At 64.7% G+C, this 17,891-nt stretch carries 13 protein-coding genes; 6 read left to right on the top strand and 7 right to left on the bottom strand.

Annotated elements, in window-relative coordinates:
- Positions 1-186: 186 nt before the first annotated feature.
- From C8K18_RS18085 to C8K18_RS18075, 3 genes are read left to right on the top strand one after another with little or no spacing between them, the layout of a single operon-like run.
- Positions 187-1,137, top strand: coding sequence for a metal ABC transporter solute-binding protein (locus C8K18_RS18085; protein WP_107708632.1), 951 nt, complete (start codon positions 187-189; stop codon positions 1,135-1,137).
- Positions 1,134-2,123 carry an ABC transporter ATP-binding protein gene (locus C8K18_RS18080; protein WP_181324925.1) on the top strand — a complete coding sequence of 330 codons (990 nt, stop codon included), beginning with the start codon at positions 1,134-1,136 and terminating at the stop codon, positions 2,121-2,123. Before C8K18_RS18085 ends, C8K18_RS18080 begins: the two co-directional genes overlap by 4 nt.
- Complete coding sequence (locus C8K18_RS18075) at positions 2,116-2,898, top strand: metal ABC transporter permease (protein WP_006050002.1); 783 nt, start codon at positions 2,116-2,118, stop codon at positions 2,896-2,898. The genes C8K18_RS18080 and C8K18_RS18075 overlap by 8 nt, the downstream gene beginning before the upstream one ends.
- A 68-nt stretch (positions 2,899-2,966) precedes the next feature.
- On the opposite strand, the gene fghA is transcribed toward C8K18_RS18075, so the two are convergent.
- The 3 genes from fghA to C8K18_RS18060 all read right to left on the bottom strand — a co-directional run bounded on the left by fghA (position 2,967) and on the right by C8K18_RS18060 (position 6,655).
- Positions 2,967-3,833 (bottom strand): S-formylglutathione hydrolase, encoded by an 867-nt coding sequence (gene fghA / locus C8K18_RS18070; protein ID WP_029968153.1) that lies wholly within the window; start codon positions 3,831-3,833, stop codon positions 2,967-2,969.
- A gap of 38 nt (positions 3,834-3,871) precedes the next feature.
- Entirely contained in the window at positions 3,872-4,978 is a 1,107-nt protein-coding gene (locus C8K18_RS18065) for an S-(hydroxymethyl)glutathione dehydrogenase/class III alcohol dehydrogenase (RefSeq protein WP_006050000.1), read from the bottom strand.
- 207 nt (positions 4,979-5,185) lie between these two features.
- Positions 5,186-6,655: a xylulokinase gene (locus tag C8K18_RS18060; RefSeq protein WP_107708630.1), complete on the bottom strand. Its 1,470-nt coding sequence runs from the start codon at positions 6,653-6,655 to the stop codon at positions 5,186-5,188.
- A 439-nt stretch (positions 6,656-7,094) separates the two neighbouring features.
- Between C8K18_RS18060 and C8K18_RS18050 the strand changes: the two genes are divergently transcribed.
- Positions 7,095-8,504 carry a nucleobase:cation symporter-2 family protein gene (locus tag C8K18_RS18050; protein WP_029968159.1) on the top strand — a complete coding sequence of 470 codons (1,410 nt, stop codon included), beginning with the start codon at positions 7,095-7,097 and terminating at the stop codon, positions 8,502-8,504.
- Positions 8,505-8,695: 191 nt separating this feature from the next.
- Here the strand turns inward: C8K18_RS18050 and C8K18_RS18045 are convergent, their stop codons facing one another.
- Genes C8K18_RS18045 through C8K18_RS18035 form a run of 3 tightly spaced genes read right to left on the bottom strand, consistent with a single transcriptional unit; the run spans position 8,696 to position 14,672 of the window.
- On the bottom strand, positions 8,696-10,225 hold the full coding sequence (locus C8K18_RS18045) for an efflux transporter outer membrane subunit (protein WP_006049995.1): 1,530 nt from the start codon (positions 10,223-10,225) through the stop codon (positions 8,696-8,698).
- A gap of 1 nt (position 10,226) precedes the next feature.
- The gene (locus C8K18_RS18040; RefSeq protein WP_107708626.1) at positions 10,227-13,421 is read right to left on the bottom strand and encodes an efflux RND transporter permease subunit; all 3,195 of its coding nucleotides are present in this window, start codon (positions 13,419-13,421) and stop codon (positions 10,227-10,229) included.
- An 18-nt stretch (positions 13,422-13,439) separates the two neighbouring features.
- Positions 13,440-14,672, bottom strand: a complete 1,233-nt coding sequence (locus C8K18_RS18035) for an efflux RND transporter periplasmic adaptor subunit (RefSeq protein ID WP_006049993.1) — start codon at positions 14,670-14,672, stop codon at positions 13,440-13,442.
- Positions 14,673-15,099: 427 nt separating this feature from the next.
- Between C8K18_RS18035 and C8K18_RS18030 the strand changes: the two genes are divergently transcribed.
- On the top strand, positions 15,100-15,738 hold the full coding sequence (locus C8K18_RS18030) for a TetR family transcriptional regulator (protein ID WP_006049992.1): 639 nt from the start codon (positions 15,100-15,102) through the stop codon (positions 15,736-15,738).
- 57 nt (positions 15,739-15,795) lie between these two features.
- Here the strand turns inward: C8K18_RS18030 and C8K18_RS18025 are convergent, their stop codons facing one another.
- Positions 15,796-16,422, bottom strand: coding sequence for a cysteine hydrolase family protein (locus C8K18_RS18025; protein ID WP_029968161.1), 627 nt, complete (start codon positions 16,420-16,422; stop codon positions 15,796-15,798).
- A 206-nt stretch (positions 16,423-16,628) separates the two neighbouring features.
- Here C8K18_RS18025 and C8K18_RS18020 point away from each other — a divergent pair, with 206 nt between their 5' ends.
- On the top strand, positions 16,629-17,630 hold the full coding sequence (locus C8K18_RS18020) for a helix-turn-helix domain-containing protein (protein ID WP_107708624.1): 1,002 nt from the start codon (positions 16,629-16,631) through the stop codon (positions 17,628-17,630).
- Positions 17,631-17,891 lie beyond the last annotated feature (261 nt).

Below are 17,891 nucleotides of genomic sequence, written 5' to 3'. Positions count from 1 at the left end.
TGGTGCAGCGCGCAACGAGTGCATCGCCTGCTTGCCAGCTTCTGTCGAGTCCGGGATGACACGAAAACGAGATACGTTATATCATTTCGGCCTCGTCGGACGGCCCGTGCTTACGGCTACATGACATCGGCTGAACCATCACCGTCATGTCCGCGATCCACTCAACCTCTTGCAGCAGGACACACCATGAAGAAGCTCGTCACGATGTCGCTCGCGAAGTATGTCGCCGCAGTCACAGCCGCGTTCGCGTTAAGCCATGCAGCCTTCGCGGCGGATGCGAAAATTCCGGTGGTCGCCGCGGAAAACTTCTACGGCGACGTGGTGCAGCAACTAGGCGGCGACCGTGTCGACGTGACGAGCATTCTCAGCAATCCGGACGAGGACCCGCATCTGTTCGAAGCGAGCGCGAAGACGGCGCGCGCTTTGCAGCATGCGCGCCTTGTCGTGTACAACGGCGCCGACTACGATCCGTGGATGGCAAAATTGCTGGCAGCCTCGAAGAGCGCGCAAAGCGGCAAGCGCACGACGATCGTCGCCGCGCAGTTGACCGGCAGGAAAAGCGGCGACAATCCGCACCTCTGGTACGACCTTGCGACCATGCCGAAGGTGGCGCGCGCGGTGAACGAGGCGCTCGTCGCGGCTGACCCGGCGCACAAGTCGGCGTACGATGCGAACCTCGCGAAGTTTCTCGACTCGTTGAAACCCGTCGAGGCCAAGGTCGCCGAACTGCATGGCCGTTATGCGGGCACGCCGGTCACGGCAACGGAGCCGGTGTTCGGCTATATGTCGGACGCCATCGGGCTCGCCATGCGCAACATGCGCTTCCAGATGGCGGCCATGAACGAGACGGAGGCGAGCGCGTCGGACATCGTCGCGTTCGAACGCGATCTGCGCGAGAAGCGTGTGCGTGTTCTGATCTATAACAGCCAGGCAACCGAGGCCCTGACCAAACGCATGTTGAAACTCGCGCAGCAATCCACGGTGCCGACGGTGAGCGTCACCGAAACGCAACCCGCGGGCACCACCTATCAGACGTGGATGCTGTCGCAGCTCGACGCACTCGGCGCAGCTTTGGCAAAAGGCGGCGCGGACAATGCGGGCAATGTGCCTGGCGGCGTCAAAGGAAAAAGCCAATGAATGTCACTGGCCGCGGCACGCCAGCCTATCCGTCAACCACGGCGTCAACGGCGGCGTCCACCGACACGCCCGCGGCAAGCCGCGCGCCCGTGCTCGAACTCGATCACGTCACGCTGGAACTCGGCGGCCGCACGATTCTGCGCGATACCGGCTTCGTCGTGAATCAGGGCGAATTCATCGGCGTGCTCGGGCCGAACGGCGCGGGCAAGACCACGCTGATGCGCGCGGTGCTCGGCCTCGTGCCGGCGGCAAGCGGCACGATTCGCGTGCTGGGCCAGCCGGTGGAACGCGGCAACGCATCGATCGGTTATATGCCGCAAACGCGCAGCGCGCTCGCGGGACGGCGCGTGCGCGGCCGCGATTTCGTCGCGATGGCGGCCGACGGTCACCGCTGGGGCCTACCTCACGCCGACGCGAAAACGCGCGCGGATGTCGAGCGCGTGCTTGAACTCGTGGACGGCCGCAAGCTCGCCGAGCGGCCGCTGTCCGAGCTCTCGGGCGGCGAGCGTCAGCGCCTTCTGCTCGCGCAATGTCTGCTCGGCTCGCCGAAACTGCTGCTGCTCGATGAACCGCTGATCAGCCTCGATCCACATCATCAGAAAAGCGTTGTCGAACTGGTGCGCCGCGTGCAGCGCGAACTCGGCATTGCCGTGCTGTTCTCCGCGCACGAACTGAATCCGCTGCTGAACTCGCTCGATCGCGTGCTGTATCTCGGCAGCGGCGTGGCGGCGCTCGGCACCGTCGACGAAGTCATCACGCGGCCCGTGCTGTCGCGCCTCTATGGCTCGCCGATCGACGTGATGCGCGTGAACGGCCGCATCTTCGTGATGTCGGGCGGCGTCGAAGTGGAAAAGCACGATCACGAACACGAGCACGACGAGAACGGCGGACACACGCATTCGCACAGCCATTCTCACAATGCGCACGGCCACTCACACGAGCAGCATCAGCACGACTCACGCGACGGGCACAAACACGATGTTTGAATACGACTTCATGGTGAACGCGTTTGCCGCGTCGGGGATCGTCGCGGTGCTCGCCGGCGTGGTCGGCTATTTTCTCGTGATGCGCGGACAGACCTTCGCGGGCCACGCGCTCTCGCATGTCGGCTTCACCGGCGCGACCGGCGCGGTGCTGATCGGCATCTCGCCGATCTGGGGCATGGTCGGCTTCACGCTGGCGGCGGGCATCGGCATGGGCGCGCTCGGCGAACGCCTCGCCGGACGCGACGTGGCCATCGGCGTGATTCTGTCGTTGTCGCTCGGCTTCGGCCTGCTGTTTCTGCACTTCTTCACGGCCTATGCAACGCAGGTCACCGCGCTGCTGTTCGGCAACGTGCTCGGCGTGAACGAATCGACGCTCGCTGTGCTCGCGGGCCTGGGCGTGGTCAGCCTGGTCGCGCTCGCGGCCATCATGCGGCCGTTGCTGTTCGCTTCGTTGCAACCCGAACTGGCCGAAGCCAAGGGCGTGTCGTTGCGCCTCGTGTCCGTGCTGTTTCTCGCGATTGCCGCGCTCGCGGTGGCGGCGTGCACGCAGATTGTCGGCGTATTGCTGGTCTTTACGCTGATGGTCGGGCCCGCCGCCGCCGCGCAAAACATGACGACGCGGCTCTCGGCCGGTCTCGTGCTGGCCGCCGGCCTCGCGCTGCTGCAAGCCTGGCTCGGCGTGACGCTCGCGTTCTATACCGACTGGCCGACGAGCTTCTGGATCACCGCGCTCTCCGCCGTCGTGTATGGCGCGAGTCTGCTGAAGCGCCGCTGAAACCGCTTTAACGCAAAGCACGCGATGGCGGCCCGCAACGGCGCCGCCATCTGCCTGCACGACTAAAGTCAGCCGAGCAGCACCTTCGCGTGATGCGCGATGTGATCCTCGATGAACGTCGAGATGAAGTAATAGCCGTGGTCATAGCCCGCATGACGGCGCAACGTCAGCGGCTGGCCCGCGTCACGACAGGCTGCCTCGAACACGTCCGGGTACAACTGCTCGGCGAGGAACTGATCGGCGAGTCCCTGATCGACCAGAATGCCCTCTGCAAACTTGCTCGACGCGCGCGCCACAAGTTCGCTCGCGTCGTACTCCTTCCACGCCTCGCGGTCGTCGCCGAGATAGCCGGTGAACGCTTTTTCGCCCCACGGGCAGCGCGTGGGCGCGGCAATCGGCGCGAACGCCGACACCGAGCGATAGATGTCCGGATTGCGCAGCGCCAGCATCAGCGCGCCGTGGCCGCCCATTGAATGACCGAAGATGCCGAGCCGCGAAGCGTCGACGGGCAGTTCGTTCAACACCGTCTCGCGAAGCTCGTCGCGCACATACGAGTACATCCGATAGTGCCGCGCCCAAGGCTCCTGCGTCGCGTCGATGTAAAAGCCCGCGCCGACGCCGAAGTCCCACGCCGCGCTCTCGCCCGGAATGCCCGCGCCGCGCGGACTCGTGTCCGGCGCGACGAGCGCCACGCCGTGTTGCGCAGCGAAGCGCTGTGCGCCCGCCTTGATCGCGAAGGTCTCTTCGGTGCAAGTGAGGCCCGCGAGATAAAAGAGCGCGGGCACCCTCGCGTTTGCATTTGCCTGCGACGCTTGCAACGCCTGCGGCGGCAAGTACACCGAAAAGCGCATCGGCAGGCCGATGGTATGCGACTCGTGGCGGTAAAAACGCTGCTCGCCGCCATGACAGGCGTGCGACGACAATAGCTCAAGCATCGTCTTGCTCCTTGTTCAAGCGCTCTGAATGAGCCGCGTTAGTACAGCACGACCGAGCGGATCGACTCGCCCTTCTTCATCAGATCGAAGCCTTCGTTGATGCGCTCGAGCGGCAGACGGTGCGTGATCAGATCGTCGATATTGATCTTGCCTTCCATGTACCAGTCGACGATCTTCGGCACGTCCGTGCGACCGCGCGCGCCGCCGAATGCGGAGCCTTTCCACTCGCGGCCCGTCACGAGCTGGAACGGACGCGTGCTGATCTCCTCGCCCGCCGCCGCCACGCCGATGATGAACGACTGACCCCAGCCCTTATGCGTGCATTCGAGCGCCTGACGCATCAGCTTCACATTGCCGACGCACTCGAATGAATAGTCCGCGCCGCCATCGGTGAGCTGCACGATGTGATCGACCACGTTCTCGACATCGTTCGGGTTGATGAAGTGCGTCATGCCGAACTTCTTCGCCAGTTCGACGCGGCCCGGATTGATGTCCACGCCGATGATCTTGTCCGCGCCGACCATCTTCGCGCCCTGAATCACATTGAGACCGATGCCGCCCAGGCCGAACACGACGACGTTCGCGCCCGCTTCCACCTTCGCCGAATACACGACTGCGCCGACGCCGGTCGTCACGCCGCAGCCGATGTAGCAGATCTTGTCGAACGGCGCGTCTTCACGCACCTTCGCCACCGCGATTTCCGGCACGACGATGTAGTTCGAAAACGTAGACGTGCCCATGTAGTGAAACAGAGGCTTGCCGTCGAGCGAAAAGCGTGAGGTCGCATCGGGCATCAAACCCTTGCCTTGCGTCGCGCGGATCGCCTGACAAAGATTCGTCTTGCGCGACAGACAGAACTTGCACTGACGGCATTCCGGCGTGTAGAGCGGGATCACGTGATCGCCCTTCTTCAGCGTGCCGACGCCCGGGCCCGTATCGACGATCACGCCCGCACCTTCGTGGCCGAGAATCGCCGGGAAGATGCCTTCGGGGTCCGCGCCAGAGAGCGTGTAGTAGTCGGTGTGGCAGATGCCGGTCGCTTTCACTTCGATCAGGACTTCGCCGGCGCGCGGGCCTTCGAGATCGACTTCCTCGATCGTCAACGGTGCGCCGGCTTTCCATGCGATTGCTGCTTTGGTCTTCATCGTGAATGCTCCTGTGAGTCGGTGAATGCGTTGAACGTCGCGCCGTCTAGTGTGGCAGTGCGTTTGCAGTGCGTTAAGGCGCGCGAATGTCCGGGAAGGCTACGGTCGATGCCGTGCTGCGCGCGCTACAGGCTAACGCATGAAAAGCGTCATGGTATTGCAAAGTGCGTCACGGCATTGTTAGCACGTGACATCGCGGCTTTGTCCTTAAGGCGCCGGTGCGTCGAACCATGTCTCGACGCGGCCATACAGATCGAGAAAACGCGCATAGCGATCGGCAAGCGCGCGATCGCCTCGCGGGCTCGCCACGTGCGTCGCGCCCGGCGCGAGCGCGGCGAGATCGTGCACATGCCAGTAACCGCTCGCGATGCCGCCGAGAATCGCCGCGCCGCGCGGCGCCGCATTCGGGCAATCGACCGCATGCAGTTCGGCGTTCAGCGCATCGGCGAGCAACTGCCGCCAGCGCGCATCGACGGAACCGCCTCCTGCGAGCTTCGACGCCGTCACCGTTGCGCCGCTCGCGCGAATCGCATCGAGCCCTGCTCGCAGCGAAAAGGCGACGCCTTCGAATGCCGCGCGCATCATCGCGCCGCGCGTGTGATCGAGCGCAAGTCCGAGCCAGCCGCCCCGCGCCGATGCGTTGAGCCAGGGCGTGCGCTCGCCTGTGAGGTAGGGGAGGAAGGTGAGCGGTGCACCAGGCGCGACGTTGTTCGCGTGCGCGTTGCCCTCAGGGCTCAGGCTGACACAATCGCCAAACGCCTCGTTATAAGCATCGGCCCATTCATACGACAGCCATCCGCGAGCGCGTTCCAGCGCGATGCCGACGTTTTGCATCGCGGCCATCCGATACCAGTGATCGCTCGCCGCCCGATAACGATGCAAGCCTCTGACCGCGGCAGGCTCATGCTCGGCGAGCACGACGATCTGGCCGCCAGTGCCGGTGGTCAGCAGCGCGTCGCCGTCGCGAGCAAGGCCGCTGCCGAGCGCGGCGCAGGGCGTGTCGGCGGCGCCTGTCGCGAGCACGATACCCGCGCGCAGTCCCAACGCCTGCGCAGCATCCGGCGAGAGCACGCCGGCAGCGGCATACGACGGCCCCACAGGCGCGAACCATTCATGCGGAATACCGAGGCGCTCAAGCAGCGCTGTGTCCCACGCGCCGTCAGGATCGGCGAGCGCGGTCGCGCACGCGTCGGAAGGATCGGTCGCGACCGCGCCGCCCAGCGCCACGCGCAGCCAGTCTTTCGGCTGCAGCGCCCAACGCGTGCGGCGCGCCGACTCCGGTTCGTGCCGCACGATCCAGCGCAGCAACGGACCGGCCATGCCCGGCGCGACCGGATTCGGCTGCGGCTCGGGCCACGCGTCGAGCAGGGAAAGCGCGCGCGTGTCGGGCCACAGCATCGCGGGCCGCACGGCATTGCCTGTTTCGTCGATCAACACGACGCCGTGCATCTGCCCCGACAAGCCTATCGCCTTGACCTCGCGGCGCAGCGCTTCGGGCAAGCGCGCCGCGGCTTCGGTGAGCGCGCGCCACCATGTTTGCACCGACGTTTCCGCCCAGCCGGCATGCGGCGTCTCGAGCGCATAAGCGACGCTTGCGACCGCCTGCTCATGACCGTCTTCATCGACGATTGCGACTTTGAGGGAACCGGTGCCGAGGTCGATGCCGAGAAAACTCATGAGGGGTCAATGTGGTCGGTTGAGGCGCGAAGAAGCGCGCGCTGGAGATGCGGCAAGTCGCCTGGTATTGCCCGCCGCACGCGCGCTTTGCGTGGCCACCTGGCCGCGTGGCCGCGAGCTGAAAAGTCGGCAAATCGCGGGTTAACCCCGCCCCGCGGCGAGCCGCGCCAAAATACGACTATGCGCGCGGCCGGATACACGTCATCGATTCTCACATATATCGCCGTGGCTCGGGCACGCGGCGCGAGCGCGCACGCAGCGCCGCCACAAGGGGCTGACCGCCGATGAAACCGCTCTTCGGCGCGATTTGAAGCCTCACAGCGGAGATACCCATATCGTGACCGGGAATGCCGGAATAGGCGCCAGCGGTCTTGTTGCGCTTTTTCGTCCCCGATACCTTGGAGTCCATCCCAAAACTCAGACGGTGGAGAGAGACGTTATGCAATCGAACACGGTTCACCCGTGCGACGAGCGGCTGCCCGCAGGCCAGTTGCTCACCCTCGGCATCCAGCACGTCCTGGTGATGTACGCCGGCGCCGTCGCCGTGCCGCTGATCGTCGGCGCGGCGCTCAAGCTGCCGAAAGACCAGATCGCGTTCCTGATCAGCGCCGATCTGTTCTCCTGCGGCATAGCCACGCTGATCCAGACGCTCGGCTTGTGGATCTTCGGCATCCGCCTGCCGGTCATCATGGGCTGCACGTTCGCCGCGGTCGGCCCGATGGTCGCGATCGGCACGAACCCCTCGCTCGGCATTCTCGACATCTTCGGCTCGACGATCGCCGCTGGCGTGATCGGCATTCTGCTTGCGCCCGCAGTCGGCAAGCTGCTGCGCTTCTTCCCGCCGGTCGTGATCGGCGTGGTGATTTCGGTGATCGGCCTCTCGCTGATGGGCGTCGGCATCAACTGGGCAGCGGGCGGCGTCGGCAATCCCGACTACGGCAATCCGGTGTACCTCGGCCTGTCGCTGATCGTGCTGATGCTGATTCTGCTCATCAACAAGTTTGCGAAGGGTTTTGTCGCCAACATCTCGGTGCTGCTCGGCATCGTCGCGGGCTTTGCAATCGCGCTCGCGCTCGGCCGCGTCGATATGGACGGCGTCACGCATGCGCCGTGGGTCGGCTTCGTGATGCCGTTCCACTTCGGCCTGCCGCACTTCGATCCGCTTTCCATCGCGACGATGGTGACGGTGATGTTCGTCACCTTCATCGAATCGACCGGCATGTTCCTCGCGGTCGGCGACATGGTCGACCGGCCGGTCGATCAGAAAACGCTGGTGCGCGGCCTGCGCGTGGATGGACTCGGCACGCTGATCGGCGGCATCTTCAACTCGTTTCCGCATACGTCGTTCTCGCAGAACGTCGGCTTGATCGGCGTGACGGGCGTGAAAAGCCGCTTCGTCTGCGCGATGGGCGGCGTGATTCTCGTCATGCTGGGCCTCTTTCCGAAGATGGCGCAAGTGGTCGCCTCCGTGCCGGCTTTCGTGTTGGGCGGCGCGGGCATCGTGATGTTCGGGATGGTCGCGGCCAACGGCATCAAGGTGCTGTCGAAGGTGGACTTCGTGAAGAATCACCACAACCTGTTCATCGTCGCGGTGAGTGTCGGCCTCGGGCTCGTGCCGGTGGTGTCGCCGCACTTCTTCGCGAGGCTGCCGGCTGCGCTGTCGCCGCTTCTGCACAGCGGGATTCTGCTGGCTTCGGTGTCCGCGGTCGTGCTGAATCTGATTTTTAACGGCGTAAAAAGCGAGAAGAAGGCGCAGTGCGAAATCCGTGCGGCCGGCCATGATTTCGACGGACGCGGCGGCAAGGAGCCGCCGCGCGATGAAATGCTGCGGGCGGCGGATTTGCATTGAGGCTCGTGGCTCTGCGGTTTATGGCTCCGAGGCTTATGGCTTCGCGGCTTATGGCGGCGAAGCGCTGAGCGCCGCTCAGTCGCGAAGCCACGCTAGCCACGCGAGCCGCTGTCTGTCAGAGAGCCGCCACAAAAAACAACGCCACGGCATGCCGTGGCGTTGTGCTTTTCAAGCGTCGATTACCGCAACGCTCAGCCCGCGGTAGCAGCGGAAGCCGCCGCCGGCGCGCTGGCCGCGCCGTAGTCGACCGGGGCATCGGGCGGACGCGGCTGATCGCCGTTATGCTCGATCCACCCGCCGCCGAGCGCCTGGTACAGCGTGACCAGGTTCTGCAGGCGCTGCATGCGCGCGGTGATCAACGACTGCTGCGCCGAATACAGATCGGTCTGCGCGGTCAGCACCGACAGATAACTATCGACGCCGTTCGTATAACGCAGAGTCGACAGATCCAGCCGGCGCTGTTCTGCAAACGCATTGCGCTCGAGCGACCGGATCTGCTGATCGTACGTGCCCCGCGCGGCGAGCCCGTCCGCCACTTCGCGGAAGGCCGTCTGGATCGCTTTTTCGTACGTGGCGATTTGCGCGTTCTTCTGGATGTTGGCGAGGTCGAGGTTGGCCTTGTTCTGGCCGCCTTCGAAAATCGGCAACGTGATGGACGGCGCAAAACTCCACGCGGCCGAACCCGGCTTGAACAATCCGCCGAGCGTCGGGCTCAGCGTGCCGAAGCTGCCCGTGAGCGAGACCCTCGGGAAGAACGCCGCCCGTGCCGCGCCGATATTCGCGTTGGCCGCGAGCAGATTCTCCTCGGCCTCCATGATGTCCGGACGACGCGTCAGCAGATCGGACGGCAAGCCCGCCGGAATGTCCGTCAGCAGATTCTGGTCGCTGAGCGTGAGGCCCGGCGGCAGATCGGCCGGCAGCGGCTCGCCGAGCAGCAGCACGAGCGCATTCTCGGCCTGTGCGCGCAAGCGCTCCTGCGCCTGCAGGTTCGCGCCCGCTTGCTCGACCACGGTCTGCGCCTGACGCAGATCGAGTTCGGAGCCCGTGCCGTTGTCGAACTGCAGCTTCGTGATCCGGTACGACTCCTCGGCGGTCTTCAGCGTGCCTTGCGTGACTTTCAGCAGATCGTCGAGTTCGAGCACCGTCAGATACTGATTCGCGACCTGCGAAACCAGCGCGATTTCAGCCGCCTTGCGCGCCTGCGCGGTAGCCAGGTACTGCGCCAACGCCTGATCCTTCAGGCTCTGAATGCGGCCGAAGAAGTCGATTTCCCACGAAGCGTTCAGACCGACCGAATACGAGTTGCTAATCGTCCTGCCGGCCACCGACAGATTCTCCGGCGTGCGCGATTTGCTTTGCGAAGCCGCGGCGTCGAGCGTGGGGAACAGACCCGCGCGAACGATGCGGAACTGCGCCTGCGACGCCTGCATGTTCAGCACCGACACGCGCAAATCGCGGTTGTTCTTCAGCGCGATGTCGATCAGCCGCTGCATGCGCGGATCGACGAAGAAATCGCGCCAGCCGATGTCCGCCGCGGCCACGCCGTTCGCGCTGCGCGCGCCCGACTGGCCCGGTTGAGTCGCGCCCGGCTGCGTCTCGTAGACGCCGCCGGTCGGGAAGTTGCTCGTCACCGGCGCGGCGGGGCGCTCGTACTTCGGCGCCATCGTGCAACCGGCGGCGAACAGCGCGACCGCTACTGCAATCAAAGAGTGTTTTTGCATCTCAATGTCCGTCCTTGCCCGAGGCATTGCTGTCCGGATCATGCGGATGGTGCTGGTTGTAGTGTGCAAGCGCCACATCCGGGTCTTCCGTCTCGCCGCCGAACTTCGCGCGAATCACGACGAAGAACATCGGGATCATGAAAATCGCTAGGAAGGTCGCCGTCAACATGCCGCCGATCACGCCCGTACCGATTGCGTGCTGGCTCGCCGAGCCGGCGCCGTTGCTGATCGCGAGCGGCATCACGCCGAGAATGAACGCGAGCGAGGTCATCAGGATCGGGCGCAGCCGCAGACGCGCCGCTTCCAGCGCGGCCTCGATCGGGCCCATGCCTTCGCTCTGCTGCAACTCGCGCGCGAATTCCACGATCAGAATCGCGTTCTTCGCCGACAGCCCCACCGTGGTCAGCAGACCGACCTGGAAGAACACGTCGTTTTCGAGCCCGCGCAGCGTCGCGGCCAGCAGTGCGCCGATCACGCCGAGCGGCACCACCATGATCACCGAGAACGGGATCGACCAGCTTTCATACAGCGCCGCGAGACACAGGAACACGACGAGGATCGAGATGCCGTAGAGGATCGGCGCCTGCGAACCGGACTGACGCTCCTGCAGCGACAGACCCGTCCACTCGTAGCCGATACCCGCGGGCAGCTTCGCCACGAGCGCTTCCATCGCGGTCATTGCCTGACCGGTCGACTTGCCCGCCGCCGCCGCGCCCTGGATTTCCACCGCGGAAATACCGTTGTAGCGCTCGAGCTTCGGCGAACCGTAAGTCCACTCCCCGCTTGCGAACGACGAGAACGGCACCATGCCGCCACCCGTGTTGCGCACGTACCAGGCGTTCAGGTCTTCGGGCTTCATGCGGAACTGGGCATCGCCCTGCATGTAGACCTTCTTGATCCGGCCGTCGGTATCGAGGAAGTTGTTGACGTACTGCGACGCCCACGCGATCGAGAACGTCTGGTCGATCGCCGACAACGACACGCCGAGCGCCGCCGCCTTTTCGTGGTCGATATTCACCTTGAACTGCGGCGTATCGTTCAACCCGTTCGGACGAACCTGAGCCAGCGTCGGATCTTGCGCGGCCATGCCGAGCAGCATGTTGCGCGCTTCCATCAGCTTGGCGTGACCGACACCCGCGCGGTCCTGCAGCTCGAAGTCGAAGCCCGCGGCCGTGCCGAGTTCCGGAATCGACGGCGGATTCACCGGGTACACCAGCGCGCCCTTATAGCTGCCGAAGTGCATGAAAAGACGGCCCACCAGCGCCTGCACCTTTTCGTCCGCATGCTGACGCTGCGCGTAGTCCTTCATCCGCACGAACACGAGACCCGCGTTCTGACCGCGGCCCGCGAAGCTGAAGCCGTTCACCGTGAATGTCGATTCGACAATCGCCTTCTCGCCGTTGAGCAGGTAGTCCGACACGTCCTTCAACGCGCGCGCCGTGGTTTCCTGCGTCGAGCCGGACGGCGTTTGCACGAGCACGAACATCGTGCCCTGGTCTTCGTCAGGCAGGAACGACTTCGGCAATTTCACGAACAGCAGGCCAACCGCGAAAATCACCACCATATAGATGATGAGCCAGCGGCCCGAGCGCTTGATCACGTGGTGCACGCCCGAGTGATACTTGTCGCGGCTCTTGTTGAAGGTGCGGTTGAACCAGCCGAAGAAGCCCTTCTTCTCCTCGTGATGACCTTGCGGAATCGGCTTGAGAATCGTCGCGCACAAGGCCGGCGTGAGAATCAGCGCGACCAGCACGGACAGCACCATCGCCGCCACGATCGTCAGCGAGAACTGCCGGTAAATCGCGCCGACCGAGCCGCCCGAGAACGCCACCGGCACGAACACCGCCGACAGCACGAGCGCCACGCCGACGAGCGCGCCGGTAATCTGGTCCATCGCCTTGCGGGTCGCGTCGCGAGGCGATAAGCCCTCTTCCGCCATCACCCGCTCGACGTTTTCCACCACCACGATCGCGTCGTCCACCAACAGGCCAATGGCCAGCACGAGACCGAACATCGACAGCGTGTTGATGGAAAAGCCCACCACGCTCATGACCGCGAACGTGCCCAGCAGCACCACCGGCACGGCGATCGTCGGGATCAGCGTGGCGCGCAGGTTCTGCAGGAACAGGTACATGACCAGGAACACCAGCACGATACCTTCGAGCAGCGTCTTGACCACTTCCTCGATCGACAGACGCACGAACGGCGTGGTGTCGTACGGGTACTTCACGACGAGACCGTGCGGGAAGTACTTCGACAACTCGTCGACCTTCGCGCGCACCGCCTTCGCGGTAGCCAGCGCATTCGCGCCCGTGGCGAGCTGGATACCGAAGCCCGCGGTCGGCTGACCGTTGTACTTCGTGTCGAAGTTGTAGTTCTCGCCGCCCAGCTCAACACGCCCCACGTCCTTGATGCGGACTTGCGAGCCGTCCGGATTCACCTTCAGCAGAATGTTGCTGAACTGTTCCGGCGTATTAAGCAGCGTGGCTTCCGTGATGGTCGCCTGCAACACCTGCCCCGGCACCGACGGCGTGCCGCCGAGCGAGCCGCCCGCGACCTGAACGTTCTGCGCCTGCAACGCGCTCTGCACATCCACCGGCGTGAGGCCGAAGTTGGTGAGCTTGTTCGCGTCGAGCCAGATGCGCATCGCGTACTGCGAGCCGAACAGCGTGACCGTGCCCACGCCGTCGATACGGCTGACCGGGTCCTGCACGTTCGACGCTACGTAGTTCGCGAGGTCGTACTTGTTCATGCTGCCGTCTTCGGACACGAACGCCATGACCAGCAAGAAGCTGCTGCTCGACTTCGTGACTTTCGTACCCAGCTGCTGCACGGCTTGCGGCAACAGCGGCGTGGCGAGCTGCAGCTTGTTCTGCACCTGCACCTGCGCGATGTCAGGATTGGTGCCGGCCGCGAACGTCAGCGTGATGGTTGCCGCACCCGAGTCGTCCGAAGTGGACGACAGATACAGCAAGTGGTCGAGACCACTCATCGACTGCTCGATCACCTGCGTGACGGTGTTTTCGACCGTCTTCGCCGACGCGCCCGGATAGGTTGCGCTGATCTGCACAGCCGGCGGTGCGATGGTCGGGTATTGCGCGATCGGCAATGTAAACACCGACGCAATGCCCGCGAGCATCAGGATGATGGCGATCACCCATGCAAAAATCGGGCGATCAATAAAGAACTTTGCCATGTGGCGGGCTCCCTGTTATTACGCGCCCGATGCTGCGGAAGCGGGTTGAGCCGTCTGCGCAGCGCCGCTGGCGGCCGGCGCGCCCTGGGCGGCTGCGCCCGAGGCTGGCGAGGCGGGAAGTTGTGCGGCAACGGCTTTGACCTGCATGCCGGGCTTCGCCTTGTCGGTGCCCTGCACGATCACGCGGTCGCCCGGCTTCAGGCCGTTCTCGACCACCCAGTTCGAACCGTACGTACCCGACGTGACAAGCTGGCGCAGCGCGACCTTGTTGTCTTCGCCGACGACGAGCGCGGTCGGCTGACCCTTCTGGTCATGCGTGATACCGACTTGCGGCACGACGAGCGCGTTCTCGTTCACGCCTTCCTCGATCTTCGCGCGCACGAACATACCCGGCAGCAGCACCTTGTCCTTGTTCTGGAAGATCGCGCGGACGGTGACGGAACCGGTGCTCTGGTCGACCGTGACGTCGGTGAACTGCAGCTTGCCCTTTTCCGAATAGGTGCGGCCGTCTTCGAGAATCAGCGACACCTTCGCTGCGTCAGGTCCGTTCGTCTTGAGACGACCTTCCTGAATTTCGCGGCGCAGCTTCAGACCGTCGAGGCTCGATTGCGTCAGGTCGACGTAGACCGGGTCGAGCTGCTGGACGGTGGCGAGCAACGTCGCGGCGCTCGCCTGCACATACGCGCCCGGCGTGACTTGCGACACACCGACCTGGCCGGTCACCGGCGAGGTGACGTCCGTATAGCCGAGGTTGATCTGCGCCGTCTCGACCGCGGCCTTGCCGGCGGCGACGTCGGCCGCGGCCTGGCCTTGCGCGGCCACCGCGTTGTCGTAGTCCTGCTTGCTGACCGCGTTGGCGGCGACCAGCACCTTGAAGCGGCTGGCCTGCGCCGTGGTCGACGCAAGGTTGGCCTGCGCCTTGGCGAGCGAGGCCTTCGCGTTATTCAGCGCGGCGATATAAGGCGCCGGATCGATCTTGTACAGACGTTGACCCGCCTTGACCTGACCGCCTTCCGTGAACTCGCGGCGCAGCACGATGCCGTCGACCCGCGCGCGCACTTGCGCGACGAGGAAGGCGCTGGTGCGGCCGGGCAATTCGGTGACGACAGGTACGGTAGTCGGCTGGACGGTGACGACGCCAACCTCGGGCGTCTGTTGCGGCGGGGCAGATTGTTTTGGTCCGCATGCTGCCAGCAATATGGCAGCCGTCGCGGCACTGATTAAGCGGAATGGAACCCGTTCGACGCGCATGGAGCGACCTCTGTCTATGACTGAGAATGAAAAAGTGCGCGCATCCCTACCCCGGGGACAGCAGCGCACACATGCGTCTTGCGACGCTCGACCGGAAGCCCGTGAAGACGTACCGAAGTTACGAGGCACCTGGGCGATATGCGCCAAACCGGGAAATGCCGCACGGCGCCGCCCGTTCGGGCGCGACGCAAAGAGCGTTTTGAAAGGCAACAGTGACGGATATTAACTGGTCGTCACGGCTTGGGCTATCCGATCGTGGGGTGCTATTATATATACATTCAAGAATGAATGTAAAAGTGCGTTGCTTCTCGTGCAGGGCGGGGACCGGCAAGAATGCTTCGGCAAACACTCAAGAGCAGACGGATTGTCACCGGGCGTACTTAAAAAAGCTCGGGAAAACCCCACAATCAGGGCAGGTCATATAACCATGGTGCGACGAACCAAGGAAGAAGCGCTGGAGACGCGCAATAGCATTCTCGACGCGGCAGAAAGAGTGTTTTTCGAAAAAGGCGTATCGCGCACGTCGCTCGCGGACATCGCGCAAGCGGCCGGCGTCACGCGCGGCGCCATCTATTGGCATTTCTCGCACAAGAGCGACCTGTTCACGGAGATGTTCGACCGGGTGCTGCTGCCGCTCGACGAACTCAAGGCCGCGTCGCTGGACCCCAACGAGCCCGATCCGCTCGGCCGTCTGATGGAAATCTGTATTGTGTGCGTGCGCGACACCGCGAACGATCCGCGCCGCCGCCGCGTGTTCGACATCCTGTTTCTGAAGTGCGAGCTGGTCGAGGAAATGGGACCGGTGATGGTCCGCTATCAGACCAACATGCGCGAGGCGCTGGTCAAGATCGAAGGCGGCTTGCGCAATGCGATCTCGAAGGGGCAATTGCCCGCGGACCTCGACACGAAGCTGGCCGCGGCGATGGTGCATGCGTTTGTCGGCGGATCGTTGCGCGACATGCTGTTCCTGCCCGATGCGACCGATTTCGCCGCGCTCGGCGAACGCATGGTCGAAGGCATCTTCGATGCGCTGCGCATGAGCCCGGCGCTGCGCAAGTTGGCGTAAGGCTGTCGGCGGCTCGGGCTCGTCGCGGCTTTTCAGCCGCGTCCGCGGCTCTGCGTGTCAGCGGTTTCTGCTGCGCGCTTTCTGATTCGACGCATAGATATTGCCGCGTTCCAGCGGCACGCCGCTTTTCACCGCGGCAAGCCATTCGTCCGTGCTCGCGACCGCCGCGAAGCGCGACTGCAGCACCACGCAAAATACCCGGTGGATGTCCTCTGCGCTCGCAAAGCCCGCGCTGTTTTCGTACGGGACCGAGCCCGTCGCGTCATGCAGAAACTCGACCGTGAGCCCGGCGTGGACCGCGTGGTTGATCGTCGACGCATCGCAGTTGTGCGTCATATAGCCGGCGACCGTCAGCGTGTCGATCTGACGCGCGGTCAGCCACTCGGCGAGATCCGTGCCGGTGAAGGCGCTTGGCAGCGACTTTTCCACGTAGTGATCGTGCTCGCGCGAGGCGACCACCGGGTGCAGTTCCGCGCCGTCGCTGCCGCGCGCGAAGATCGGCGAGCCGCCCGGCGCGAAATTCTGCACGACGACGACCGGCACGCCGGCCGCGCGCGCCGCATCCATCGCGCGGCCGATGTTGGCGAGCGAGCTTTGGACCTCCGGATATTCGATCGGCAGATCGCCGCTCACGTATTCGTTCTGCACGTCGATGACGATGAGCGCGCGGCGCGGGCTGGTCATGGCAAGACTCCTGTGGATGTTGATCGAGGTCGCGCGCCGCCGTTGCTGCGAGCGCGGAAGACCGGGCTGCAAGCCGCAACGGCAGCGGCGATGACGCATTGTTCCTCCACCGCGCCTTCGACAACAGCGGCCCGTTTGACAATCTTCGCTAGAATCGGGCCATTGGTTTTCCCATCGACGCTGTCATTCCACCAGGTGCCCGACTCATGGCTGCATCCGCCGCATCGGCTGCGCTGGCCGCTTGTTCCGATCCACAGCACGCGCACATCGTCGCGGTGATCGCTTTCGACCGCATCAGTCCATTTCACCTCTCGGTGCCGTGCGTGGTTTTCGGCGAGGACCGCAGCGGCGGCGTGCCGCATTTCGACTTTCGCGTGTGCGCGGCCGAAACCGGCCCGCTGACGACGACTGCGGGTTTCTCGATCGCCGTCACGCATGGCCTCGAAGCGCTCGCCGAAGCCCACACGATCATCGTGCCGAGCTGGCGCGATCCCGATGAGCCGCCGCCCGCGGCCTTGCTCGACGCGCTGCGCGCGGCCCATGCGCGCGGCGCGCAACTCGTCGGACTATGCCTCGGCGCGTTCGTGCTGGCCGCGGCCGGCATTCTCGACGAGCGCCCGGCGTCGACGCACTGGGCGTGGGCCGACGACTTCGCGCGCCGCTACCCGCGCGTGAGGCTCGACCGCGACGTGCTGTATGTCGACGACGGCAACGTGCTGACATCGGCGGGAACGGCGGCGGGACTCGATTGCTGCCTGCATGTGCTGCGCAAGATGTGCGGCGCGGAAGTGGCGAACTTCGTCGCGCGCCGGCTGGTGGTGTCGCCGCATCGGCAAGGGGGGCAGGCGCAATACATTCAGCAGCCGGTGCCGCCGAACATCCGCGAAGACCGGCTGTCGGGCCTGCTCGACTGGGTGCGCGGCAATCTCGACGCGGCGCACACGCTCGACAGCCTCGCGGCGCGCACGCTGATGAGCCGCCGCACTTTCACGCGGCGCTTCAGGCTCGCCACGGGCACGACTGTCGGCGCATGGCTGCTCGCGCAGCGGCTCGGGCGCGCGCAGCAGTTGCTCGAGAGCACGGATGAGTCGGTGGAGGCGATCGCGGGCATGGCCGGGTTTGGGTCGGCGGCATCGTTGCGCCAGCATTTCGCGGACGCGTTTCGCACGTCGCCGTCGGCGTGGCGAAGGGAGTTTCGCGGTGCGTGACGCTGTGTAGCCGATGTGAGTGGCGCGATGGGCGAAGCTCGCGCTGCCCGGCGCGCAGGGGATGAAGCTCGCGACGCATCAGGCGCTCAGCGAGAAAGCAACCCCCGTCCGGCAACGAGCGCGCGACAAGACGAAGCGCGGCCCGGAACGACGTCCTTTCGTAGGCGCGCACCGCGATTTCGTAGTCGCGTCGGCGCGACAGTCGTCGTCATGGGTTGCGCGTTGCGCATCACACGTCATGCGTCAACACGCCACGGCCTA

Source organism: Paraburkholderia sp. GV068 (assembly GCF_003058125.1).
Classification (GTDB): Bacteria; Pseudomonadota; Gammaproteobacteria; order Burkholderiales; family Burkholderiaceae; genus Paraburkholderia; species Paraburkholderia graminis.
Note: the sequence above shows the minus strand (reverse complement) of the source record. Positions and strands in the feature narration are given on the sequence as shown.

Coding starts and splice junctions, on each gene's coding strand:
- C8K18_RS18085 (WP_107708632.1), top strand. CDS start 187: ATGAAGAAGCTCGTCACGATGTCGCTCGCGAAGTATGTCGCCGCAGTC.
- C8K18_RS18080 (WP_181324925.1), top strand. CDS start 1,134: ATGAATGTCACTGGCCGCGGCACGCCAGCCTATCCGTCAACCACGGCG.
- C8K18_RS18075 (WP_006050002.1), top strand. CDS start 2,116: ATGTTTGAATACGACTTCATGGTGAACGCGTTTGCCGCGTCGGGGATC.
- fghA (WP_029968153.1), bottom strand. CDS start 3,833: ATGCTTGAGCTATTGTCGTCGCACGCCTGTCATGGCGGCGAGCAGCGT.
- C8K18_RS18065 (WP_006050000.1), bottom strand. CDS start 4,978: ATGAAGACCAAAGCAGCAATCGCATGGAAAGCCGGCGCACCGTTGACG.
- C8K18_RS18060 (WP_107708630.1), bottom strand. CDS start 6,655: ATGAGTTTTCTCGGCATCGACCTCGGCACCGGTTCCCTCAAAGTCGCA.
- C8K18_RS18050 (WP_029968159.1), top strand. CDS start 7,095: ATGCAATCGAACACGGTTCACCCGTGCGACGAGCGGCTGCCCGCAGGC.
- C8K18_RS18045 (WP_006049995.1), bottom strand. CDS start 10,225: ATGCAAAAACACTCTTTGATTGCAGTAGCGGTCGCGCTGTTCGCCGCC.
- C8K18_RS18040 (WP_107708626.1), bottom strand. CDS start 13,421: ATGGCAAAGTTCTTTATTGATCGCCCGATTTTTGCATGGGTGATCGCC.
- C8K18_RS18035 (WP_006049993.1), bottom strand. CDS start 14,672: ATGCGCGTCGAACGGGTTCCATTCCGCTTAATCAGTGCCGCGACGGCT.
- C8K18_RS18030 (WP_006049992.1), top strand. CDS start 15,100: ATGGTGCGACGAACCAAGGAAGAAGCGCTGGAGACGCGCAATAGCATT.
- C8K18_RS18025 (WP_029968161.1), bottom strand. CDS start 16,422: ATGACCAGCCCGCGCCGCGCGCTCATCGTCATCGACGTGCAGAACGAA.
- C8K18_RS18020 (WP_107708624.1), top strand. CDS start 16,629: ATGGCTGCATCCGCCGCATCGGCTGCGCTGGCCGCTTGTTCCGATCCA.